The sequence below is a fragment of the Maribacter sp. MAR_2009_72 genome (assembly GCF_007827235.1).
GTDB classification, from domain to species: domain Bacteria; phylum Bacteroidota; class Bacteroidia; order Flavobacteriales; family Flavobacteriaceae; genus Maribacter; species Maribacter sedimenticola.
In genome coordinates, this window is the sequence record NZ_VISB01000001.1 from 4,069,660 (window position 1) to 4,093,239 (window position 23,580).

Here is a 23,580-nt window from a genome sequence, read left to right on the forward strand (position 1 = left end):
TGTTTTAGGCGGTTGCATTTTTGGTTAATTGTAAAAATTGCTCTTCCAAACTTTCTTTTCTCTTGACAAGGTGAGATACCACAATGCCGTTTTCAAATAGTAATTTGTTCAATGTCTGTGCATCCAACTCTGCGGTTAGAAATGCTGTTATCAATCCGCTGGAGTGTTTAACCTCCCCAAAATTAGAATTGGATTCTAAATATGCGGTTAATGCGTCCATGTTGGTCGTCTTTAATTCAAAGAAGCCAAAACTGGCCTGAAGACTGTCCACCCTACCAGAATATAATTTTACACCCTTTCTTAGTATGATAACATGACTGCAAACTTTTTCTACTTCGTCCAATAGATGGGAGGCTAAGAGTATGGTAGTGCCTTGGGCGGCTATGGTTTTTATAATTTCCCTAATTTGATGAATACCCTGTGGGTCCAAACCGTTGGTAGGTTCGTCCAATATTAGTATCTCCGGGTCATTAAGTAGGGCAGAGGCTATGGCCAAACGTTGCTTCATTCCTAAGGAAAAAGTTTTGAACTTACTGTCTTTCCTGTCCAAAAGGCCAACCAGATCTAATTTCTCCTCGATTTTGTCTTCTTTTACTTCCTTTATTTTACATACCAGTCTAAGGTTCTGTACCGCGGTCATGTAGGGATAAAAGTTGGGTCGTTCTATAATGGCACCTACTTTTTTCAGGGCATTGTGTGTTGACAATGCGCCATTGAACCAGGCAAATTCACCACTGGTTCTGTTCACTACATTTAAAACAATGCCCAATGTGGTGGATTTTCCGCTACCGTTAGGGCCTAGAATACCATAAACGTTACCTTTCTCAATGGTGAACGATAAATCTTTAACGGCTGTAAGCGACCCAAATTTTTTGGTGAGGTTGTGTACGGTCAGTATAGAATTCAAAATAGGTTGATGTTTTTTGATTGATATACCTAGTTGACGAAGAAAGCCTAACTTTGTTACAAGTTATACCTTAGTAATTTATATCAATAGTATGTCAGAAGAACGTTTAATGTCTAAAAAGAAACCGGCATATCCCGTTAGTGAGGCCCTGGATGGCTATTTGGAACATTATAGCAGAAAAACGGAAATTCCTATCTTTTACGAAGACCTGCTTCGTTTTTCCGGATCTGTAGTAGTATATGACAATGAGGACGAGGATACATTATGGATCAGGGTATATTATTCTGAATATGATAGAAAGGAAATAGATGATTCCCTTAAAAAAGTGTATTCCATTTTACATTCCGATGGTAGTAATAATATTAATCAATACCTCAATGTAGATGCAGTCGATTTTTGCACTTTTGGTAATTCTAAACCGTTCCGGATAAAAATCAGGAATATTTTGAACGACAATTTCACCTATTTCTATATTAAAAAGACAGATGCTTCCCGTATCTATGGGTTGGAGCTAGAACATATGCTATCTCCCTATAACCTTAACTTTTTAGTATATAAGGATACATTGATAGAGGAACATATTGCAGGCATTCCCGGAGATGAGTTTATAAAAACAATGTTACCCAAATGTACAGAGCCAGAAAAGGCCCAATTGGCCAAGGAGTTCGTAAAATTTAACGAACGGTGCATGATAAGGCTGTTGGGAGACATGCGGTCATACAATTACGTTATTGTACCAACCCATGATTTTGATCATGTAGTATACAAAATACGGGCAATAGACTTTGATCAACAATGCTTTGAAGGAAAGCTAAAAATATATAGACCACAGTTCTTTAAGGAGAACTATAAAATGGTAGAGTTGGTCAGGAACAAATTAACGCGGGATTCCGTAGATCAATATAAACTGGAAGAACGTTCCATGGTGGCCAAACGTATCTTAAGTTCCGGGAACAGAATAAAGAAACTTAGGGCCATATGTAAAACAGATGTAATATCTACCGATCAAAATATTAAGATGTTGCGAGATCAGATAGAGGAACTGACCATGGATATGGATTTTAAGAATTGTACCACTATGGGCGAAGTATTGGATTTGGCACTCAATTTTGTGAGAAGAAATTATGAGGATGTTAGTTTAAAACAGATAATGGAGAACAACATCAAGATTTGACCTTAAATTCTAAAAAACAATAAAGACCGCTATTCAATATATTATTGTATAGCGGTCTTTATTTGAGTAAAGGCACCAATTTAACTTTTCTGTTCTTTGTTGAAATACACCAAATAATAATACATTTGTCTTTCTTCATCCCATCCTTTTTCCACGAATTTCTCTGCAGATTCAGGATTGATAAAATCCAATTTAATTTGAATATTGGTATCTAAATTAATGACATTCTTAATTTTTTTACGGGCATCTGATACTGCTTTGTTGGCAATGTCAAAATTAGAAACATCCTCTATACTGTATTTAGGACCTTTTTCCGTTTTATAGTGTTTGAATTCCGGAATCAGTTCCGGATTTTCCATGACTTCGTTCAAGAATGAGGATTCTTCAAAAGAATCATTTTTTGCAAAATGGTTAACCGCACGGTTCATGAACAACACTTCTTGTTGTTTGTCTTCTGCGGGAAGTACCACATCCTTGGCAAAATTTTGGCAGAACTTAAGGTAGTTTTTGGTCTTGAAATTGTCATCGGCCAAGGGGTCTACACCCAAAAAGTTCTCTATCCAATATTTGGTATCGTATTTGTTACTGTCTACTGACAATACTTTATAACCTTCTTCTTTATCGACATTAAAAATTAAGCAACCCTTATCCAATTTATTGATATTGATGCCTTGTTGTATAATGATATCCAAATTGGAATCTTTTTCCTCAAACTGAATAAAATCATGTTTAAGCTCACTTTTGAAAATACCCAAAGCATCTACCTTTTTGTTGTCCAAAAGCAAACCGGTAAGATAAGCTACATAAACCTCTCCGCTCTTGATATGGGGGTGGTTGGATTGTTCAAAAAGTAAGGAGGCTATTTTTTTGGAATTTATGTGCGCGGTTGAAGGATCGGCAAAAATTGCACTTGAAATCTTATGAAGCTCATTGAACTCCACATCTACCTCATTGGCCAGTTTATAATAGTTTTCTTCCTTTTCACGAAAAGGCTTAAAGAAATATTCCTTTAATAAACCAGTGGTTTCATCATTAAGTCTAAAAGGCTCCTCAGATAAGAAAATGCCCTCATTTTTATTTTTATTACCAACTCTATGAATAGAAATACTTTCAATTTGGGTTGCATATAAGTTGATCATATAATGTATTTGTTTAAAGGGTTGTTCTGCTTTTAAAACTTGTGAAAGTTGTACATGTTCCTAGTTCCAATTTTCATCGAAATCAAGGTCGTCATAACTATCGAAGGTATCATCAAAATCAAAGGCACTTTCATCTGCCTCAAACTTTTTTTCTGGTGGTGTTTCGGGCAATTCGCCAAAGGAAAACAATACATTGGGATAGGCCCTACCATCTTCTTTTTCTTCAATATCGGCCAATTCAACAAAAAATGTCCACATGTTCATAAAATCATAGACATAGATTAATTTTGGACTCTTTTCTGTAATGATATCCTCTAAAAAGGTTTCGTTCATCAACCTTACATTAGATCCAGATTCGCTCATGTCAAAAAGTGCTATTTCCTCGTCTTGTCTCCATTCTTCGTCACAGGTATAAAAAGAAGCCATTTCATTGCCCAGAAATCCAAACGCCTGTGTAATGGCATTATGAAAATCTTCTAATGAATTATGCGATTCTATTTCCAAATCTCGGAAAATATCGTCATCAGCATCTAAAATTATACGAATTTTATAAATCATACCGTCTTTTTTGTGGGAGGGCAAAGTTACGAAGTTTTGGAGTTTTTCTAGGCATCAATGCATCTAAAACAATGTAAAACTGCACCCCAAAGAGAATGGACGCAATGACCAGATGAAGCGGCTGACTGGTAACCGGAAAATTAAGATAATTCATTGCCATACCGGTAAGGACCTCAACGCATAACAAGAAAAGTACCCAGTATATTTTAATATGGCCCAAGTTCAATTTAGTAATCCTATAGGCCAAATATATATTGGTGGCGATTACCAAAATGGAAAAAGATCGGTGTATGTAAAATAAAAGTTCCGGATTCTTTAACCAGGAACTTTTGGCATCATACCCAAAAATATCTATTTGCTCATCAATAAATTGTCTTACTTGCGTACCCATTATAATTTGAACAAGGGTAATGCCCAATGCAAACAAGCAAAGATATAGGGTGTTGTTATCGTAGTAAATATGCTTGTTTTCGGTATTGGCCAAATATATAATATAGAGTAACAAAGCTACAATCACCAAGGCCATAAACATATGTACCGTAATCTTCACCGGTTCTAGAACGGAGTATACCACCGTAGCACCCAACCATGCTTGAAAGGCCATACCAAAGACAACCAACCAAGCAAATATTGGAATACGTTTTTTCTTTTTCCAATATTTTACGGATGCTAAGGCCAAAATTAATGTGGCCAGGCCTGCAACCGCTCCTATCAATCTATTTATATATTCTATCCAAGTATGCCAAGGATTAAATTCTGCATAATCATGTTTGGTATACAATTCCCAATGGTTTGGATTGAACGTTTTTTGTGTAGTAAAGGATTCTTTCGCAACCTGTAAAGTTTCGCGCCAAATGATTACCTGACCTTTTTCAAAGGTTTTATTTGGTTTCCATTGTAATTCCTCAACTTCTGTGGGCGGTATATAAAAACCAAAACATTTTGGCCAATCTGGACAACCCATGCCGCTACCGGTCATTCTAACGACCGCACCGGCCACAATTACTAGATAAACTAAGATTAAAGATATCTTTGCAATTCTTCTAAACGTAATGACCATACTACTTTGAAATTTCTAGTCCTAATTCTTTACCCTTAAGATACATAAACTTTTTGGCCGCTTCATATTCATTTAAAATTTCTCCTTCCAAAATAGCTTCTTTGATTGCTTCCTTGATGATGCCAATTTCCTTTGAGGGTTTTAAGGAAAAAGTTGCCATGATTTCTTCCCCACTTATTGGTGGCTGAAAATTTCTTACGTGATCTCTAGCTTCTACTTCTTCTATTTTTTGGCGTACGACCTTGAAATTTTGTCTGTATTTACGTTGTTTTTTTGGGTTCTTGGTGGTTATATCCGCCTCGCATAGTGTCATTAAATCCTCTACATGTTCACCGGCATCAAAAATAAGCCTGCGCACGGCAGAATCCGTAACATAATCTTCTGATAGTACAATTGGTCTTGAGCTCATCAGGACCATTTTTTGAACAAATTTCATTTTATCGTTCAAGGGCATCCTTAGGCGCTTAAATAATTTGTAAACCATTTTGGAACCCACATACTCATGCCCGTGAAATGTCCAACCAATTTTTTTATGGAACCTTTTGGTTGGTGCCTTTCCTATGTCATGCAATAGGGCGGCCCATCGTAACCATAGATTATCCGTGGCCTGAGCTATATTATCGACGACCTCTAATGTGTGCCAAAAATTATCTTTGTGCTTTTGACCCTCAATTTCTTCTATACCCTGTAATGCCGTTAGTTCAGGCAAAATATAGGGTAACAGCCCTGTTTCATGTAACAGTGACAATCCTACCGAAGGTTTTGGGCAAAGCATGATTTTATGGAGCTCGTCCAATATACGTTCATTGGATACTATTTTAATTCGTTCCTTATGTTCAGTGATCGCCTGTAATGAGGGCAAGGCAATCTGAAAATTTAATTGTGTGGCAAACCTTATGGCCCTCATCATGCGCAACGGGTCATCAGAATAGGTTATGCCAGGTGCTAAAGGCGTTTTTATGATCTTGTTCCCTAAATCCTCCATTCCGTTAAATGGATCGACAAGGAAACCATAATTACCTTTGTTTAAAGAGAGGGCCAATGCGTTTATGGTAAAGTCGCGCCTTTTTTGATCGTCCTGCAAAGTACCATCCTCTACTATTGGCTTTCTGCTATCTCGTTGATAGCTTTCTTTTCTGGCCCCAACAAACTCCAGTTCAATGCCCTCACTTTTTATCATGGCCGTTCCAAAATTTTTGAACACGGAGACCTGTGGATTGCCGTTCAGTTTTGAAGCTACTTTTTCAGCAAGTTTAATACCGCTACCAATGGCCACGACATCAATATCTTTTGGCATGTCCCTGTCTAAAAAGTAATCCCTGACAAAACCACCAATAACATAGCAATCTACCGCAAGTTCCTCTGCGGCTTGGGATATAGTTTGAAAAATAGGATTTTTTAAAGCATCTATATAGCTCTCTTGCATGTCTTTATTCTCGAATAATCTTCACGGTATTATCATTAGATAATCTAATGATCGATGATGAGGAACTATTCTGTTTCTCTCTATGCAAATTTACCACATAGTCCACACCTTTTAAAATGGCTTCCTCTATATTTTGGAAACTTTTTGGTGTGGGATGACCCGAAATATTGGCCGAGGTAGATACGATAGGTCTTTTAAATTTCCCAATAAGATATTGGCAGAATTTATCCGTTGCAACGCGTATGGCCAATGTATTGTCCGGTGCAATGAGGTTTTTGGCAACCCCACGCGGTCTATCATAAATAATAGTTGTCGGTTTGGTGGCCAAATCAATAATATCATAGGCAAGTTCAGGAACTTTTTCAACATGTTTTTCCAACATGGCATCATTGGCTACCAAACATATTAATGCCTTACTGTCATCACGTACTTTTAAGGCATATACTTTCTTTACGGCTTCTGCATTGGTAGCATCACAACCAATACCCCAAACGGTATCAGTTGGGTAAAGGATAAGTCCACCGTTTTCCAAAACTTCTATGCATTTGTTGATTTCCTCTGTCATTGTAAATTGTAGATTAAAGAAATATTTCTGGTTCTATATTGAAATGCTGGGTCAGTGCCAGCCATTGTACCCTGTTTTTATCCTCGCCAATATTTAATTTTTTAAGCGATTGTTTTTGTGACCCAATAATAGGTATGGGAGCTTTTGTCCTATTTTCGGCCAATTTGGCTTGCGTTTCATTAAGTACGGCCATTACCTTGAACCACAGGTCGTCTGCCTTAGGTGCAAGTTTTAAAAATAGACTTGTATTCATTACTTGCTCGGAAAGGCTTTTTGGAGGGTATAGTACGCCCTCGGCTCCAATTGGTATTACTGCAGTGCTATTGATAGAATTGTGTTTTGGATATACCCAATTTTTATAAGGTAGTACATGTCCCTCTTCATTATAGGTAATATATCTGGTCTGGTTTGCAATGATGGTATTAGGATGTAGCCGGTGTTCTTTATATAACAACTGTAACCAATTATCTCTATACATCATATCATCATCGCACGTAACAATGGTTTCATTGGGATAATGTTCCAGACTATGGATTAACTTACGATGAGAGCAGGTTAAATGTGAATATTTTATTTCAAATATATCCGATTCTAAGTGTGATAGTCGTTTGGGAATCTCCATTTTCAAGGACTGGTGCAACCATAACACTATTTTTTTAGGTCTTATATTCTGATTTAGTAGGCTCCTTATAGTTAAATGGAGCGTGCCTAATCTAGATGGTATTGAAGTCAAAGAAACAATTACGGGAACAGGGTCTTTTTCCTTCTTGTTCATCCTAGAAGGGGAAATAGCTAAAAGTTTGGCAGAGGTGTAAATTGATACAGGTATTTCTTTTAACTTCATTTTACAATGCTGTAATTTGTCCTTTTAAAAATTAGACCGTCTTTTCTGCATCAAAGATAGATAAGACTTTTATATTTTTGCCGTAATTTACAAGTAGCATGGAGATTCCTAAAATTAGTATCATTGTTAGTACCTATAATGCCGAAGAGTGGTTGAAAAAGGTGTTATGGGGCTTTGAACAACAGATCTTTAAAAATTTTGAGGTCGTTATTGCCGATGATGGTTCCGGGCCGGCTACAAAAAATCTCATCGCGGAAATGTCCAAAAAGGTGCATTACCCTATTGTTCATGTGTGGCAAAAAGATGATGGTTTCCAAAAATCAAGAATTTTAAACAAGGCGGTTACCGCGTGTACCGCGGATTACATTATCATGACCGATGGGGATTGTATCCCTAGGGAAGATTTTGTGCAGGTTCATTATATCAACAAGGAACCAGGATATTTTATATCTGGGGGATATTACATGCTTCCCATGAATATTTCAAAACTTATCACTCTAGAGGATATTGAAAAGCAACGTTGTTTCAATATACAATGGCTCAAGGAAAAAGGTATACCCCAAACATTTAAAAACAATAAACTGACCGCCCAGGGGTTTATTTCCAAAATATTAAACTGGATAACGCCTACCAATGCAAGTTGGAACGGGCATAATTCATCTGGGTGGAAAAAGGATATTGTAAACGTCAATGGCTTTGATGAGCGTATGCAATACGGTGGTCAAGATAGGGAGTTGGGGGAACGTCTCTTTAATTTTGGTATTAAATCCAAACAACTTCGTTATAGTGCAGTTTGTGTGCACCTAGACCATAAAAGAGGATATAAAACCCCAGAGTCTATCGCAAAAAACGTAGGAATACGTAATACTACCAAGAAAGAGAAACGGGTGTGGACGTTCTACGGCATTACCAAGTAATAGGCCAATTCATTCTTTTGTTCCAATCGCTTTAGTTCCTTGTAACGTTCAAGTACGCCCAAAGCATTAAGATAGCAAATGATAAACCCCTTTTTGCCATCTAGGACTCCTAAGCGTAAAATGTAGTGGTTAAAGAATTTCCATCCGGTCTTCAATACCATTTTTACATAATTGTATTGCTTTTCCTTGTAAAAAGACTCAATGGCCTTTAAGCGACCATATTTAAGCATTTTGCCTTTGTAATCCTCGTAATTTTTATAGCAATAGTGCACTAATTTTTCCTTGAGAATACCAGATGTGCCATTCACATCCAATGTTTCATGAACTATTTTACAGTCGGAAAATTTCACCTTGCTTTTTCTAAAAAGACGATAATTCTTATCGGTCTGCCAACCGCTATAGTTCAACTTTTCATTTTTGAACATGAACTGTCTGTAGAACCAAAAAGCGGAAATTTCCGTTTTACTGGAAATAGTGGTCAATATTTCCTGCTGCAATGCACTGGTCACTATTTCATCTGCATCTAAAAACAGTACCCAATCATTGGTTGCCTGTTTTAAAGTAAATGATTTTTGTGCTGTGAAATTTTCAAACGGGTTCTGTATTACCTCTACTTTTGGATGGTTTTTTAAAAATTCATATGTGCCATCCGTACTAAAAGAATCCACAACAATGATTTCATCTGCAAATGAAACGGATTCTATACATTTTTCAATGTATCCCATTTCATTATAAGTGATGATCAATGCTGTAAGTTTTTCTTTTGCGGTAACCATAAATTTCCAAATTGGTAGGTTTACTCAAACCGGAGTGAACAAAGTTATAACAAAAAAGGAATTAAAAAATTGTGTAAACGACTAAAATTCTTACAAATTCCCTATATAGTGTTTGCTTGTTCCTACATATAATCTAGAGGCATTTTTTTTAAATGGTTGCGTTTATTTTCAAACAAAATGGCGTAAAAAACAAACCTCTCCAATTATCCGTTGGTAATCAGGTAATTGGAGAGGTGATATATAGTTGTTAATTATTTAAACAGCAACATCATATTCTCTCAACGCATCATTAAGTGAAGTTTTTTTGTTGGTGCTTTCCTTTCTTTTTCCAATAATCAACGCGCAGGGAACATTAAACTCTCCTGCCGGAAATTTTTTGGTATAGCTTCCAGGAATAACTACAGAGCGTGCAGGTACCAACCCTTTTCTTTCCACGGGTGTTTCACCGGTTACATCAATAATCTTTGTAGAAGCGGTCAATACTACATTTGCACCCAATACGGCCTCTTTTTCCACACGTACGCCTTCAACGACAATGCACCTAGAACCTATAAAGGCATTGTCCTCAATGATTACCGGAGCAGCCTGTAATGGTTCCAGAACCCCACCAATACCAACACCACCACTTAAATGAACATTTTTGCCTATTTGTGCGCAACTACCAACGGTGGCCCAAGTATCTACCATAGTGCCCTCATCTACATAGGCACCAATATTGACATAACTTGGCATTAAAATAGTACCTGCGGAAATATATGATCCATGTCTTGCCACGGCATTGGGCACCACACGAATACCTTTTTCGGCATAGCCTCTTTTCAATGGCATTTTATCATGGTATTCAAAAATACCGGCTTCCAAAGTCTCCATTTTTTGTATTGGAAAATACATGACCACTGCCTTCTTGACCCATTCGTTAATCTGCCATCCATCGGTTGTTGGTTCGGCACATCTAAGCTCGCCTGCATCCAATAAATTAATTACTTTTCTAATTTGTTCTTGGGTAGCGGCCTCTTTTAATAGGTCTCTGTTATCCCAAGCTTTTTCAATATGTGCTCTCAGTTCTGTCATTTTCTTCAAAAATTTTATCAAATATAAGTTGAAGAAGATGAATTCACCATTCGCAAAAGCACATATAACAAATTATCCTTTATTTTTGCCAAAAATTAAGTTTGGGAAGGATTCTTGCAATTGACTATGGAACTAAGCGAATTGGCTTGGCGGTAACTGATGAAATGCGGATGATCGCATTTGGTCTTACTACTGTAGAGACTTCCAACATTTTTTCCTTTTTGACCGATTATTTTAAGAAGGAACACGTTTCATTGATCGTAGTAGGGGAGCCTAAACAAATGGATAATTCCGCATCAGAATCTGAAATGTACATTCAACCTTTTGTAGAAAAGCTTAAAACAACTTTTCCTACCATAGACATAGAACGTCATGATGAGCGGTTTACCTCTAAAATGGCCTTCCAGACCATGATTGACGGCGGACTAAAGAAGAAGCAACGGAAAAACAAGGCATTGATAGATGAAATCAGCGCAACCATAATTTTACAATCGTATTTAGGAAAAAGTGGTATATGATGTTGCAACGATTGGAAATATTCATAAAGCGAAAATTCCGCAAAAAATTCTCTTCCTTTTATCAAAAAAATGATCGGGACAGATTAAGGAACACGGATTTTGTATTGATTTCTAGAAATTGCTGGGGAGGACAAGCATATCAATGGTTGGGAAAACCTTATAATACTCCTTTTGTTGGACTATTTCTATACGGCCCTTGTTACATGAAATTGCTGCGTAATTTTGATGAATATATACATAAGCAATTAAGGTTTATTGAAATTTCTAAATATCCAGATGCTTATAACAACCACCCTATAGGCTTACTTGGCGATGTTGAAATACATTTTCAACATTATGACAATGAAAATGAGGCGCGTGAAAAATGGGAGAGAAGAAAGCAACGAATGTTAAAAGTGTCCAAGGATAATTATTTTTACACCATATGTGATCGGCGTAACGTGACTTCTAATGACATTAAGGAGTTTCACGAAATGGATTTTAAGAACAAATTGTCTTTTTCATTTGAACGTATTGATGGTTTATGCAACCGTCGGCATATAAAATTTATAAAAGACCCTTTGAAGAAAAAAGGGAGTGCACCCAACGGCAAAAAAAGATTCAAACTAAGTTTTTTGTATTTTGATATGGTTCGTTGGTTAAATGATAAAACTGTAATTAGAACAAGATTTAAAGCGTAAATATGATTTTACCCATTATTGCATACGGTGATCCCGTATTGAGAAAAGTTGCTACGGATATTGATAAGGAATATCCAAAATTAAACGAGTTGATTTCCAATATGTGGGAAACAATGTACAATGCTAGCGGAGTAGGACTTGCAGCGCCACAAATTGGACTTCCCATTCGTTTATTCCTTGTTGATACCACACCTTTTTCAGATGATGAGGACCTTACAAAGGATGAGCAACTACAATTAAAGGATTTTAAACAAGTGTTCATCAATGCAAAGATAACCGAAGAAACAGGTGATGAATGGGCGTTTAACGAAGGTTGCCTTAGTATACCGGATGTTAGGGAGGATGTAAATAGAAAAGGTACCATACAGGTAACCTATTTAGATGAAAATTTCAAGCAGCATACAAAAACCTTTGATGGTCTTTTGGCCAGGGTTATACAACATGAGTATGATCATATAGAAGGTATTCTCTTTACGGATAAATTATCTGCATTGAAGAAAAGAATGTTAAAGGGCAGGTTGACAAACATATCCAAGGGGAAGATTATAGTAGATTATAGAATGAAATTTCCAGCTTTAAAAAAAGGACGTTAATTCTCTTTGTAATTAATAGAAAAGTATAATCTTTGTCGACTTAAATTTAAAATATACTATGGGTTTAGAGAAAATATTGTCCGTTGCTGGAAAACCAGGTTTATATAAATTGATAACACAAACCAGGACAGGATTTGTAGCGGAATCATTATTAGATGGTAAGAGGGTTACGGTAAGCCTACGTAGCAGTGTAAGTGTACTTTCTGAAATAGCTATCTATACCCTTGAGGAAGAAGTACCTTTAAGAGAGGTTTTTCAAAAGATACAGACCAAAGAAAATGGGGGTAAGACTGCAGTAGGCCATAAAGATGAGAAAATAAAATTAGAGGAATACTTTTTTGAGGTGTTGCCTAATTATGATGAGGATCGTGTATATGTAAGTGATATCAAAAAAATAATACAGTGGTACAATATACTGGTTGATAACGATATAACGGACTTTACAAGCGAAGAGAAAGATAAGGAAGCAGCTTCTGAAGAAGAATAACAATACACTAATAGAATTTAAAAAGCCTTGATTTTAATAAATCGAGGCTTTTTTGTTTATCGATAAAACTGTTTCAACGACAGTTAACGGCAATTCCCCGATAGTTTCCTTGCAAATAACCTAAAACACAAAAGATTCAACGTAATACTCTAGACCTTAGCACTATAAATTAGTGTTCAATTTAGTACTTGGAAAAATGGTCAAGAATAGTATAGACGAAATTAATAACGATATAAAAAGCGCTTTTTTTGAAAACGCCCATTCACCTTTTGTGATTTTGGATGGTGATATGAATTTTGTGGGCGTAAACCATGCAGGTGTCAAAACCTTGGGGATCAACAAAGAAAATTTTATCGGTAAAAATCTATTGGATATTTTTCCCTATCTGGAAGGTACCAAACGCTATGATGCTTACAAAAATGTTATAAAGACCGGCGTGCCAATTGGTTTTGACGAACTATTGTTCAAAGGTGCCAACGTTGAATTTAAGTTTATGGTAAGGGCCTTTAAAATAGGTGAATATTTAGGGGTGTCTACCTTAGATGTCACCAGTTTAGTGGAAACCATTGCCAAATTAAAAAGTACCCAAACTTCCTTAAAGGAGGTCAATCAAAATTTACAACGTAAAAATCAGGAATTAAAGGACTTTTCCTATGTTGCCGCCCATGATCTTAGAGCTCCGCTTACCAATTTAAAAAGCTTGCTGGAAATGGTCTTGACGGCCGATCCGGGTTCGACTGAAATTTATCCTGTAGTTGAGAAAATGCAGGTCGTTACAAAAGTTATGTGCGACAAGATTAGAGCGTTGAACCAGGTCATCAGTATAAAATCGAATTTTAGCGAGTATACAGAAGAAATGGTTTTTGCAGATGTGATCGGTAAAATCAAGTTAAGCCATTCTCAAGATATTATTGAAGGAAGAACTATTATAAAGGAAGACTTTTCAAGCTGCCCTAGCATAGAATATAATCCGGTACAATTAGAGAGTATACTACAAAATTTGATGTCCAATGCTTTAAAGTACCGCCATCACAATAGAAAATTAAGTATTCGTATCTCAACTAAAAAAGTAAACGGAAAAACCATTTTAACCTTTAAGGACAACGGCCTGGGCTTTGACCAAAGTCTGGCGGACAAAATATTTCTATTGTTTAAAAGAATGCATACCCATGTAGAGGGGTTGGGCATAGGACTTTATATCATGAATTCCATCGTTAGTGAAAACGGCGGTAAGATAGAGGTTAGCAGTAAAAAGAATAAAGGAACGGAATTTAGAATACAATTATAAATTAGAATATATATAAAAATGATAAAAATATTAATAATCGAAGACGATGAAATTACCAATTTCATTTCTAAATCCACATTGGAAAAATTTGGGTTCAAAAATATTAGCGTGGCCCTTAACGGTCAAGAAGGCTTGGATTTTTTACGGTCTAATATGTGCCCCGATATCATACTACTTGATGTGAATATGCCTGTATTGGACGGGTGGGACTTTTTGGAAGCGAAAGAACGTGAAAACCTTTGTCCCAACGTACCCATAATCATTACCACCTCTTCTGGAAGACCGGAAGATAGGATCATGGCAGCAACTTATGATAATGTAATGAACTATATGGAAAAACCTATAGATTTCAATGCATTGAATATTATACTAAAGGATATTCAGGCTAAAAAAATCAATAGGACAAAAAAAGCCTCGTTATAATCGAGGCTTTAAACTATTAATCTTTTATTATGGTTTCGTAAGTATAATCGCTCTTTTTCCAATCAATGAGAGGAGAACGGTAGTACTTAACATCCATACGGTCAAGAAATGGTGCCTGTTCTGCAAGACGGACTTTGTAATCTTCCCAATTTCTGTTATCGGGTATGCTCCAGCTAAGTTCAGAGTACCCTATTATCCTTGGAAAAGCTAAATATTCCAGCTCATCAATTGTACTGATAGTCTCTGACCATAATGGAGCTTCCACCCCTAGGATATTTTCCCGGGGAATTCCATATTCCTCAGGGGACCAGGTATAGGCCGTATCCACAGGTATATATGCTGCCCAGTGCAGTCCAAATTTGGATAGGGTATCATATTGCATATCCAAATAGGCTTTTTTGGCAGGCGATACTATTACCTTCATCCCTTTTTCTACCGCTTTTTTAGCATTTTCTTCACTGGCCCACCATTGTGAAATGGATGTTTCATCTACATTGGCTATGGCAACTTCGTCCCAACCAATCATTCTCTTTCCATGCTTTTGAACAATTTTCTCTACTTTATTGATGAAATAAATGTAATCGTTCTTTTTGGTAACATGGCTTTCATCTCCCCCAACATGAAAATAGGGTCCGGGCGTAATTGCGGCAATTTCCCTAACCACATCATCTATAAAGGCATACACGGTATCTTTTCTAGTATCAAACGTACTAAAGCCTACTCGGGTACCTTCATATGGTTTTGGGGTCTTCCCGTTTCCGTTTAAAAAGGGATAGGCTACAGAAGCTGCATTGGTGTGGCCAGGCATATCGATCTCAGGTACAATGGTCATATAACGTTCTGCCGCATACGCAACGATCTCTTTATATTCTTCTTGGGTGTAGAATCCACCAGATTCACCACCAACCTCGGTTTGCCCACCAATTTCTGTAAGTTTGGGCCAAGATTTTATTTCTATTCTCCATCCTTGGTCATCGCTCAAATGTAAATGAAGTACATTGATCTTGTAATAGGCCAATAGGTCAATGTATTTTTTAACATCTTCTACACTAAAAAAATGTCTAGCTACATCAAGCATTGATCCTCTATATGCAAAATTGGGATTATCATAAATTTTACCGGAAGGTACCGGCCAAACCTGTTGTGGTGCCAAGGTGTCATTGCTTTGTATTGGAATTAATTGGCGCAGGGTCTGTATTCCCCTAAAGGCACCTTCAGAATTGTTGGCATTGATAATAATGGAATCTTGATTGATGTATAATTGGTAGGCTTCTGGTGCAGCCAGTTCCAAACTATCAGATTGATTAATATAAATAATTCTTTCAACCGTATTGTTGCCTTTGGTATTAACAGGAATGGTCAACTTGGTATGGTCGTTCAATTTTTGGGACAAGAACTTTCCTACCTCTTCAAATCCTGCAGCATTTGTTGACGTGTAGATTGCCGTAAATTGGTCAAGGGCAAAGGCGGAGTTTGTTGGTATTGTCTTTAATGGCTTGGGAATTAAGCTGTTGACGGATAAATCCGTCGTGGGCATTGGTATACGTGCTTTCTTTTTTTCAGTACAGGCAATACATACCAAAGTAATTGCAAGAAAGCAAATACTTCTTATGCTAAAGGTTTTGATCATTATTTCTAATTATTGGTTCTCGACTAAGTTTATCATGGCATTATACCATATGTCATATCCTTTTTGATTCATATGTAGCCCATCTTCGATAAAAATATCGGTTCTTAGTTTTTTGTTCTCCAACATAGGGTTCCACACGTCTACAAAAAATAAATTGGTGTCCTTGCCGGATAACCGTTCCATTTTTCTGTTTAACCGTTTATATTTCCCACGTATCTTCCATCTACTAATGCTGGGCTTTGCAGCTATCAATATAATCTTAGTACCAGGATTGTGCGCTTTTATTCGACGGATGATTTCTTCGGTCGTATCAATAACTTGATTTGGTCTTTTTTTGGCCCATAAATCATTGTCGCCTTCATAAATAAATACCTTTTTAGGGCTATATTTTAATACCAAAGTGTCCAAAAAATAGAGTAGGTCAGATGATTGGGAGCCCCCAAATCCTGTATTCAGAATTTGATGGTCGGCAAAACGCTCTTCCAGACCTTTCCATAAACGCACACTGGAACTACCTGTGAAAACAATGGTCTCTCTTTGTGAATCCCAAATAGAGTCATATTTTTTATTGATCTGGGCTACTTCATCCTTAAAACCGTTTTCTAATTGTGCCTGTGTGCCAAAAGTGCCGCACAGTATGCAAAAGGCTAAAAGATGTAGTAGTTTAAAGGGTGTTCTATACATAAATCTTATATCGGTTTTTTGTTAATTTGCACTTACCGTGGTAAACCCCTCTGTAAGTGCCCATGAATAAAATTGGGCAATCCAATCATCTGAGGCCAAATCCTGTTTTTTCATTCCAAAGCCATGCCCTCCTTTAGAATACATGTGCAATCCTGCGGTTTTGTTGTTTTCCAACCATGCCATATACAATGCCGCACTTGGTTTTGCCAATTGTAAGGGGTCGTCCGATGCACAGATTACCAACATGGCTGGCGCATCTTCCGGAACTTCAAAATCTCCTAGCACGGTCATCCAAGGATAGACGGGAACTATAAAATCCGGTCTATCTGCGATGGTGTAGTTTAGTGTAACGCCCATGGTCACCGCACCACCGGCGGAAAATCCCATAAAGCCAATTTTATTGGGGTCTAGCCCAAGCTCTTTGGCGTTGGTCCTAACATAATTTACGGCCGCAAGCCCGTCTGTAATGGACAAGGGCAAGACTGGTTTAACACGCTCCCCAATTTTAGCAGGATTGCTGACAGATTCATCACTAATTTCCTTGATGCCATCTACACCTGTGGGTACCAATCTATACTTAAGGACAAATGCCGTAATACCCCTATCATTTAACCATTTTGCAACTTCCCTGCCTTCACTTTCTATACTAAGTCCGTAAAGTCCTCCGCCAGGGGCTACTATGATGCTCGTACCATTTGGGTTATTGGCCTTATATATCTCTAAACGGGGAACGGATACGTTCGTCACCACTTGGGTTTGCCATATTTCTGAATAAAATTCTTTTTCCTCCGTATGCCATGTAACTTGGGAGTCTGTGGAATAGGGCAGTTCAATAATTTCTTGGGCAATGCTATTCATGTAAAGTAATAAACAGGTAAATATAGATATTGTTTTCATAGCTGTTAGTTTAAATAGTCTCGATCAACATATAAAGTAGGGCTGCTAAAACACCACCAATTATTGGCCCTACAACAGGTACCCAAGCATAGCCCCAATCACTTTTTCCTTTGTGTTTTATAGGAAGTAGTGCGTGCATTAGACGTGGCCCAAGATCACGTGCAGGATTAATGGCATATCCCGTAGGACCGCCAAGTCCAAAGCCAATACCCATTACCAAAAGGGCTACCGGCAAAGCGTCCAAAGAACCCAACGATACGGCATTATCACCTACGGTACCGCCTGCTATATAGAAAACCCCAAATACCAAGGCAAATGCACCTATAATTTCCGTAACCAGATTCCAGAACGGACTTCTGATCGCTGGTGCCGTAGAAAAAGTGGCCAATATTGCATTTTCATCCTCTGTTGCTTCATACTGCTTTTTATAGGTCAACCAAACCAAAAGGTTACCGATCATGGCACCAATGATTTGCGCTACAATATATCCCGGCACTAAATTCCATGAAAATTTACCGGCTGTGGCAAGCCCTATGCTTACTGCCGGATTTAGGTGTGCACCACTAATATCAGCAGATATAAAAACACCTATAAATACAGCTATACCCCACGCAAGGGATATACCCACCCAACCGGAATCCCCTCCTTTGGTTCCTTTTAATACCAAATTGGCAACTATACCGTTACCAATTAAAATTAACATTGCTGTACCAATGATTTCAAAAATATAAATGTTCATGCTTTAAATATTTAGTGGATTAAGATAGAAAAAAAGAAGGAATAACTAATATTTAAAACTGTTTGTTGCATTATTGTCAATTTTAGCGGAAATATCTTTTTCTTGGATAAATATTTAAGAAAAATTAAATTATCACATCGCCCATATTTAGTGTTAGAAGCAGAATTACAAATAAAATTTCTTGAAACTGATTTTTAAATCAGTCCATTGGATATCTAACTCCATGAACGTTCATCTGCAACGTATAAACAGCGCCTTTGGCCGTAATAAAAAGTGTCTCTTGATTTTTGCCGCCAAAAGTTACATTTGCTGTCCATTCTTCATTTACGGGAATATGTGCAATTTGTTTACCGTCTTTGTTGAATACTGTAACGCCATCACCTGTTAGGTACACATTGCCCTTGTGGTCTATGGTCATTCCATCGGAACCCATTTCGGTAAAAAAGGTCTTGTTGGTAAGATCTCCATTATCATTTATTGTAAATGAATAGGTTTTTTTTGCACCTATATCCGCTATATATAATGTCTTGCCATCTGCTGTGCCTATAATTCCATTTGGTTGAACAAAACCTTCGGCGGCTATAGTTATATCTTTTCTATTTGGAGCTACATAGTACACTCGTTTTTCCTTGATGTCCGGAGTAGTGCGATCCCAATATGGTCTTTGATAATAAGGATCGGTAAAATAAATGCCACCCTTTAGATCTACCCATAAATCATTGGGGCCATTTAATTTCTTACCTTCAAATTGTGTGATCAATGTGTCAATATTACCATTCATGCCAATCTGCCAAAGCTCATTATGTTCATCCGCAGCTGCCAATAGATTGCCTTTATGGTCAACATATAGACCGTTTGCCCTTCCAGAGGGTTTTTTAAAAACTTCAATGGTGTTTTTTGATGCACTCCATTTTAAAATTTGATCGTTTGGCTGATCTGTAAAAAAAACATCTCCCTCCTCATTGGCGGCAGGGCCTTCCGTGAAACTAAAGGTATTGGCTATTTGGCTTAGTTCTGCCCCTTCTGCAATAATACCAGTGGATTGCGATGTACAGGAACAAAAGTTTACGACCAATAATATGATAAAAATCGATTTTAGGGTAATTTTAAAGTGTACCATTTATATGGTGTTTAAAAAATTCATATTATGCTTCATACTTTTCTCCGGGTTATTGGCATACTCTTCCTGTTCTACATAAATATGCTCTACTCCAGAAAGCTCCCTGTTTGTTAACATTAAAGGTATATCAAGTATTCCTTTACCAAATTCTGTACTTTCCTTTTTGTCCATATCCATGTCCTTTAGATGCCATAATGGAAATCTTCCCGGATATTTTTTAAAATAGTTAATCGGATTTTTACCGGCCACCACGACCCATCCCAAGTCAAGCTCCATATAAACCAGGTCCGCTTGCGTATGGTCCATTAAAACATCGTAAAGGACAACATTGTTGTGCGATTCAAATTCATATTCATGGTTATGGTAACCGAATTTTAAACCTACTTTCTTACAGGCTTCTCCCGCCTTATTGAATTGTTCCGCCACTTTTTTATAATTATCCACAGTTTGCCCATCTGTAGGCATGGAGGAACAAATTAAATATCGTTGACCAGAAGCCACCGCATCTTCCATAGTGCGTTCAAAATCAGCATCTAATCTTATATGTCCGCTTGTTAATTTCATGCCTAAATCATTACAGGTTTGCGCCATCCCCTTGGGGGACAATCCATAATAATATCCTTTGCTTGATCCAGCACTTTCAATTTCCTTAAAACCTAATTTAGCTATGGTCTCCAATGTCTTTTTTGGATTTGAGAGCATGCTCTCCCTAAATGAATAAAGTTGTACACCATAACCAGTGGATATACTAGAAGCACAACTGATCTGCGGCATAAGAAATGTTGCGGCCCCAAATAAGCCCGTTTGTCTTATGAATTTTCTACGAGTGGTCATTGTTTTATTTTAATGATTGTTAATTAGCTAAGGAGCTACAATGCATTCAACCAAATAATAAGTTACAATGTTGTTCTCCTACATTCTAAATGTACGAAATCTGCATAGGATTATAGCGGGTAACCATTGGTATACGTATTTTTGCAAAAATCCACGGTATGAACAGTAGGAAAGATCAATTACAGGCATTGGACAGGTTATTGACCATTATGGACGAGCTCAGGGCAGAGTGTCCATGGGACAAAAAACAGACCATGCAATCCTTAAGGCACCTCACAATAGAGGAAACCTATGAGCTAGGTGATGCTATTCTTGATGAAGATCTTAATGAAGTAAAGATGGAACTTGGTGATGTGTTGTTACATATCTTTTTCTATGCTAAAATTGGTTCTGAAACCGGTGATTTTGATATTGCCGATGTAGCTAATGCCATATGCGAAAAATTAATTCATAGGCATCCTCATATTTATGGAGATGTTAAGGTTGCCAACGCAGATGAAGTGAAGCAAAATTGGGAGCAAATAAAGCTAAAGGAAGGTAAAAAAAGTGTACTGGAAGGAGTTCCAAGAAGTTTACCTGCACTTGTAAAGGCCAATAGAATACAAGATAAAGTGGCCGGTGTAGGATTTGATTGGGAAAAGCCAGAACAGGTATTTAGCAAAGTACAGGAAGAGTTAGGTGAATTACAAGCCGAAGTCTCCACTGGTAATGGTGAGAAAATAGAATCAGAATTTGGTGATGTGCTATTTTCAATGATCAATTACGCTAGATTTTTAGGAGTGAATCCTGAAAATGCTCTTGAACGGACCAATAAAAAATTCACAAAACGATTTCAATTTCTGGAGGCGCAAGCGGCCAAATTGGGAAAATCATTAAAGGACATGACCTTACAGGAAATGGATGTTTATTGGAACCAAGCAAAAATGAACGACTAGACCTCTTTAAGATGTTCCGCTACTTTTCCGATCGCTCTAACCAAATAATCATATTTCAAAGGTTTTACAAAGTATTCTGAAATCATGGAATAGGTTTTGGCGTGAAGCATATCCTTATTGTTCAAAGAAGAGGTCAACATAAAAATATGTATCTTCTTTGCCAATTCTTCTTGGAAAAAATTCAACTCATCTAAAAATTGAAATCCATTTAAGACCGGCATATTTAGGTCTAGAAAAATAATATCCGGGATTACTTCTTCAGAATGTCTATGTTTGGACAAGACCTCTAAAGGTTCAACTGAGTCTGGAAATTCAATTGTTTTTTTTATGCCTATTTCCTGTAGGTTACGTTTTAGGACAAATTTTGAAATATCGTCATCATCGATAACCCAAACCAATGGTTGTGCAATCATTTTTTTTTGGGGGAATTAGTTAATGGTTACAACAATAACGTTTTATATGCTAAAATAGTGTTCTGTAAAGTAGAAAAATTGCGTAAAAAATTACATCGCATTTATCCTAAAATTTCGGTAAAGGAATGGATTTCTAACCAACATCTGACTTATGCAATTAATGGTTTTTAAATTAATAGTATTAAGATTCGGTGCTTTACCCTAGGTTTTGGAATTAGAAGTACCTTTGTCCGAAATTTAGTTCCTTAGTTTTGTTCAAAGCATATACAAAAGAGTTTAGCTATAATATTAAATTGTCCGTTCCCGTAATACTGGGGATGTTGGGCCACACTTTTGTACAGCTAGCGGATAATATTATGGTGGGTCAATTAGGTACCGCAGAACTTGCTGCAGTTTCGTTGGGCAATAGTTTTGTATTCATAGCCATGTCTTTGGGAATAGGCTTTTCAACGGCTATAACACCTTTGGTTGCAGAAGCTGATGGTGCCGAAAACAAACAAGATGCAAAGAATGCATTAAAGCACGGTTTGGTGTTGTGCACCATATTGGGGCTGTCCCTATTTGGGTTGATTATAGTGGCCAAACCGTTAATGTACGCCATGAAGCAGCCCGAGGTGGTTGTGGAACTTGCCATGCCTTATTTGGATTTGGTTGCCTTTTCTTTGGTGCCTCTGATCGTTTTTCAGGCGTTCAAGCAATTTTCGGAAGGCTTGTCACAGACCAAATATCCTATGTATGCTACCATTGTGGCCAACATCATCAACATTGTTTTAAATTACCTCCTCATTTTTGGCAATTTTGGTTTTCCTAAAATGGGTATTATAGGTGCGGCTATTGGTACCTTGGTTTCACGAATATTAATGGTGCTTTACATTTGGTATATTTTAAAGAGTAAGGAAAAATTCAATTATTATGTTACCGGATTCAATTTTAGAATAATTGAGCAAAAGGTTATTCGTAAAATTATAGCCTTAGGCTTTCCTTCATCATTGCAGATGTTCTTTGAGGTGGCCATATTTACCGGAGCAATATGGCTGAGCGGGGTGCTTGGAAAAAATGCTCAGGCGGCCAATCAAATTGCACTGAATTTGAGTAGTATGACCTTTATGTTCGGTATGGGGCTGGGCATAGCCGCCATGATTCGCGTGGGCAATCAAAAAGGCTTGGGCAATTTTAAAGAGTTAAGACGAATTGCACAATCCATTTTCTTTTTGACCTTGCTTCTGGAAATTGTTTTTGCCGCACTCTTTCTCTTGGGTAGACACTGGTTTCCGGCGCTCTACCTAGATGTAAACGATGTAGCTAATATGGCAGATAATACAGAGGTGTTGATAATGGCCGCTGAATTATTGCTTGTAGCCGCCTTTTTTCAAATTTCAGACGGTATACAAGTCGTTGTTTTAGGAGCTTTAAGGGGATTGCAAGATGTGCGCATACCTACAATTATAACCTTTATAGCGTATTGGTTAATAGGTTTTCCTGTCAGTTTTTATTTAGGGCTCTACACACCTTTTAAAAGCACGGGTATTTGGATCGGGCTTCTTATAGGATTATCGGCATCGGCCATTATGTTGTATCTTCGATTTAATTATTTGACAAAAAAATTAATTGTTGGTTAAAGCGTTTGCGCCATCAATATATGATTATAATGAACATTAGTTTTTAGATTATGGAGTTTCCGAAATTTTTATTGGGTGATAATACCGATTTTCCTACCGCAATTTTCGTAGTACATACTGAATTCCCCAGGTTTATTATCAATCTGGAAAATGATGAGGTAGAATGGTTGGAGGAATTTTCAAAAGAAGATGAAAAGGAGTTGGAAGAAGAGGCGGAGAACCTAATTGCGGCCGCCACTGCATTCTACGATCGTGAGGTTTCCAGATATGAAGAGTAATCAAT

General features: G+C 37.3%; 27 protein-coding genes. 11 read left to right on the plus strand and 16 right to left on the minus strand.

Annotation, left to right across the window (positions count from 1 at the left end):
* Nucleotides 1-4: 4 nt before the first annotated feature.
* On the minus strand, nucleotides 5-907 hold the full coding sequence (locus JM81_RS17115) for an ABC transporter ATP-binding protein (RefSeq protein ID WP_144805191.1): 903 nt from the start codon (nucleotides 905-907) through the stop codon (nucleotides 5-7).
* Between the two features lie 91 nt (nucleotides 908-998).
* Between JM81_RS17115 and JM81_RS17120 the strand changes: the two genes are divergently transcribed.
* On the plus strand, nucleotides 999-2,081 hold the full coding sequence (locus tag JM81_RS17120; protein WP_089262182.1) for a hypothetical protein: 1,083 nt from the start codon (nucleotides 999-1,001) through the stop codon (nucleotides 2,079-2,081).
* 80 nt (nucleotides 2,082-2,161) lie between these two features.
* Here the strand turns inward: JM81_RS17120 and JM81_RS17125 are convergent, their stop codons facing one another.
* From JM81_RS17125 to JM81_RS17150, 6 genes are read right to left on the minus strand one after another with little or no spacing between them, the layout of a single operon-like run.
* The gene (locus tag JM81_RS17125; RefSeq protein WP_089262180.1) at nucleotides 2,162-3,220 is read right to left on the minus strand and encodes a nucleoid-associated protein; all 1,059 of its coding nucleotides are present in this window, start codon (nucleotides 3,218-3,220) and stop codon (nucleotides 2,162-2,164) included.
* Between the two features lie 60 nt (nucleotides 3,221-3,280).
* A complete protein-coding gene (locus JM81_RS17130; RefSeq protein ID WP_144805193.1) occupies nucleotides 3,281-3,778 on the minus strand; it encodes an IS1096 element passenger TnpR family protein in 498 nt (165 codons plus the stop codon).
* A complete protein-coding gene (locus JM81_RS17135; RefSeq protein WP_144805195.1) occupies nucleotides 3,768-4,838 on the minus strand; it encodes a COX15/CtaA family protein in 1,071 nt (356 codons plus the stop codon). Before JM81_RS17135 ends, JM81_RS17130 begins: the two co-directional genes overlap by 11 nt.
* Before the next feature lies 1 nt (nucleotide 4,839).
* The gene (locus tag JM81_RS17140; RefSeq protein ID WP_144805197.1) at nucleotides 4,840-6,264 is read right to left on the minus strand and encodes a CCA tRNA nucleotidyltransferase; all 1,425 of its coding nucleotides are present in this window, start codon (nucleotides 6,262-6,264) and stop codon (nucleotides 4,840-4,842) included.
* Between the two features lie 4 nt (nucleotides 6,265-6,268).
* Nucleotides 6,269-6,829 (minus strand): L-threonylcarbamoyladenylate synthase, encoded by a 561-nt coding sequence (locus JM81_RS17145; protein WP_144805199.1) that lies wholly within the window; start codon nucleotides 6,827-6,829, stop codon nucleotides 6,269-6,271.
* A gap of 13 nt (nucleotides 6,830-6,842) precedes the next feature.
* The gene (locus JM81_RS17150) at nucleotides 6,843-7,673 is read right to left on the minus strand and encodes a zinc-binding alcohol dehydrogenase (RefSeq protein WP_144805201.1); all 831 of its coding nucleotides are present in this window, start codon (nucleotides 7,671-7,673) and stop codon (nucleotides 6,843-6,845) included.
* Between the two features lie 98 nt (nucleotides 7,674-7,771).
* Here JM81_RS17150 and JM81_RS17155 point away from each other — a divergent pair, with 98 nt between their 5' ends.
* Nucleotides 7,772-8,590 (plus strand): glycosyltransferase family 2 protein, encoded by an 819-nt coding sequence (locus JM81_RS17155; protein WP_144805203.1) that lies wholly within the window; start codon nucleotides 7,772-7,774, stop codon nucleotides 8,588-8,590.
* Here JM81_RS17155 and JM81_RS17160 read toward each other — a convergent pair.
* Both JM81_RS17160 and JM81_RS17165 read right to left on the minus strand, forming a co-directional pair.
* A complete protein-coding gene (locus tag JM81_RS17160) occupies nucleotides 8,572-9,366 on the minus strand; it encodes a glycosyltransferase family 2 protein (RefSeq protein ID WP_144805205.1) in 795 nt (264 codons plus the stop codon). The genes JM81_RS17155 and JM81_RS17160 overlap by 19 nt on opposite strands.
* A 255-nt stretch (nucleotides 9,367-9,621) precedes the next feature.
* A complete protein-coding gene (locus tag JM81_RS17165; RefSeq protein ID WP_144805207.1) occupies nucleotides 9,622-10,437 on the minus strand; it encodes a 2,3,4,5-tetrahydropyridine-2,6-dicarboxylate N-succinyltransferase in 816 nt (271 codons plus the stop codon).
* Between the two features lie 101 nt (nucleotides 10,438-10,538).
* Between JM81_RS17165 and ruvX the strand changes: the two genes are divergently transcribed.
* From ruvX to JM81_RS17195, 6 genes are all read left to right on the plus strand, one after another.
* A complete protein-coding gene (gene ruvX / locus JM81_RS17170) occupies nucleotides 10,539-10,955 on the plus strand; it encodes a Holliday junction resolvase RuvX (RefSeq protein WP_144805209.1) in 417 nt (138 codons plus the stop codon).
* On the plus strand, nucleotides 10,952-11,635 hold the full coding sequence (locus JM81_RS17175; RefSeq protein WP_144805211.1) for a DUF1919 domain-containing protein: 684 nt from the start codon (nucleotides 10,952-10,954) through the stop codon (nucleotides 11,633-11,635). The genes ruvX and JM81_RS17175 overlap by 4 nt, the downstream gene beginning before the upstream one ends.
* 2 nt (nucleotides 11,636-11,637) lie before the next feature.
* Nucleotides 11,638-12,228 (plus strand): peptide deformylase, encoded by a 591-nt coding sequence (def, locus tag JM81_RS17180; RefSeq protein ID WP_144805213.1) that lies wholly within the window; start codon nucleotides 11,638-11,640, stop codon nucleotides 12,226-12,228.
* 58 nt (nucleotides 12,229-12,286) lie between these two features.
* Nucleotides 12,287-12,715: a DUF5606 domain-containing protein gene (locus JM81_RS17185; RefSeq protein WP_089262156.1), complete on the plus strand. Its 429-nt coding sequence runs from the start codon at nucleotides 12,287-12,289 to the stop codon at nucleotides 12,713-12,715.
* A gap of 196 nt (nucleotides 12,716-12,911) precedes the next feature.
* On the plus strand, nucleotides 12,912-14,003 hold the full coding sequence (locus tag JM81_RS17190; RefSeq protein ID WP_144805215.1) for an ATP-binding protein: 1,092 nt from the start codon (nucleotides 12,912-12,914) through the stop codon (nucleotides 14,001-14,003).
* Between the two features lie 18 nt (nucleotides 14,004-14,021).
* Nucleotides 14,022-14,426, plus strand: a complete 405-nt coding sequence (locus tag JM81_RS17195; protein WP_144805217.1) for a response regulator — start codon at nucleotides 14,022-14,024, stop codon at nucleotides 14,424-14,426.
* 16 nt (nucleotides 14,427-14,442) lie between these two features.
* Here the strand turns inward: JM81_RS17195 and JM81_RS17200 are convergent, their stop codons facing one another.
* From JM81_RS17200 to JM81_RS17225, 6 genes are all read right to left on the minus strand, one after another.
* On the minus strand, nucleotides 14,443-16,056 hold the full coding sequence (locus JM81_RS17200) for a family 20 glycosylhydrolase (RefSeq protein ID WP_144805219.1): 1,614 nt from the start codon (nucleotides 16,054-16,056) through the stop codon (nucleotides 14,443-14,445).
* A 9-nt stretch (nucleotides 16,057-16,065) separates the two neighbouring features.
* Complete coding sequence (locus tag JM81_RS17205) at nucleotides 16,066-16,740, minus strand: SGNH/GDSL hydrolase family protein (RefSeq protein ID WP_144805221.1); 675 nt, start codon at nucleotides 16,738-16,740, stop codon at nucleotides 16,066-16,068.
* Between the two features lie 21 nt (nucleotides 16,741-16,761).
* Nucleotides 16,762-17,637, minus strand: coding sequence for an alpha/beta hydrolase (locus tag JM81_RS17210; protein WP_144805223.1), 876 nt, complete (start codon nucleotides 17,635-17,637; stop codon nucleotides 16,762-16,764).
* Between the two features lie 10 nt (nucleotides 17,638-17,647).
* Entirely contained in the window at nucleotides 17,648-18,376 is a 729-nt protein-coding gene (locus tag JM81_RS17215; protein WP_144805225.1) for an MIP/aquaporin family protein, read from the minus strand.
* A 199-nt stretch (nucleotides 18,377-18,575) separates the two neighbouring features.
* Nucleotides 18,576-19,496, minus strand: coding sequence for an SMP-30/gluconolactonase/LRE family protein (locus tag JM81_RS17220; protein ID WP_144805228.1), 921 nt, complete (start codon nucleotides 19,494-19,496; stop codon nucleotides 18,576-18,578).
* A complete protein-coding gene (locus JM81_RS17225; protein WP_144805230.1) occupies nucleotides 19,497-20,330 on the minus strand; it encodes a sugar phosphate isomerase/epimerase family protein in 834 nt (277 codons plus the stop codon).
* Nucleotides 20,331-20,488: 158 nt separating this feature from the next.
* On the opposite strand from JM81_RS17225, the gene mazG reads away from it, so the two are divergent.
* Nucleotides 20,489-21,265, plus strand: coding sequence for a nucleoside triphosphate pyrophosphohydrolase (gene mazG / locus JM81_RS17230; protein ID WP_144805232.1), 777 nt, complete (start codon nucleotides 20,489-20,491; stop codon nucleotides 21,263-21,265).
* Here mazG and JM81_RS17235 read toward each other — a convergent pair.
* On the minus strand, nucleotides 21,262-21,678 hold the full coding sequence (locus JM81_RS17235; protein ID WP_144805234.1) for a response regulator: 417 nt from the start codon (nucleotides 21,676-21,678) through the stop codon (nucleotides 21,262-21,264). The two genes, mazG and JM81_RS17235, sit on opposite strands and share 4 nt — an antisense overlap.
* 251 nt (nucleotides 21,679-21,929) lie before the next feature.
* Here JM81_RS17235 and JM81_RS17240 point away from each other — a divergent pair, with 251 nt between their 5' ends.
* Nucleotides 21,930-23,297, plus strand: a complete 1,368-nt coding sequence (locus tag JM81_RS17240) for an MATE family efflux transporter (RefSeq protein ID WP_144805236.1) — start codon at nucleotides 21,930-21,932, stop codon at nucleotides 23,295-23,297.
* A 50-nt stretch (nucleotides 23,298-23,347) separates the two neighbouring features.
* Nucleotides 23,348-23,575: a hypothetical protein gene (locus tag JM81_RS17245; RefSeq protein WP_089262132.1), complete on the plus strand. Its 228-nt coding sequence runs from the start codon at nucleotides 23,348-23,350 to the stop codon at nucleotides 23,573-23,575.
* Nucleotides 23,576-23,580 lie beyond the last annotated feature (5 nt).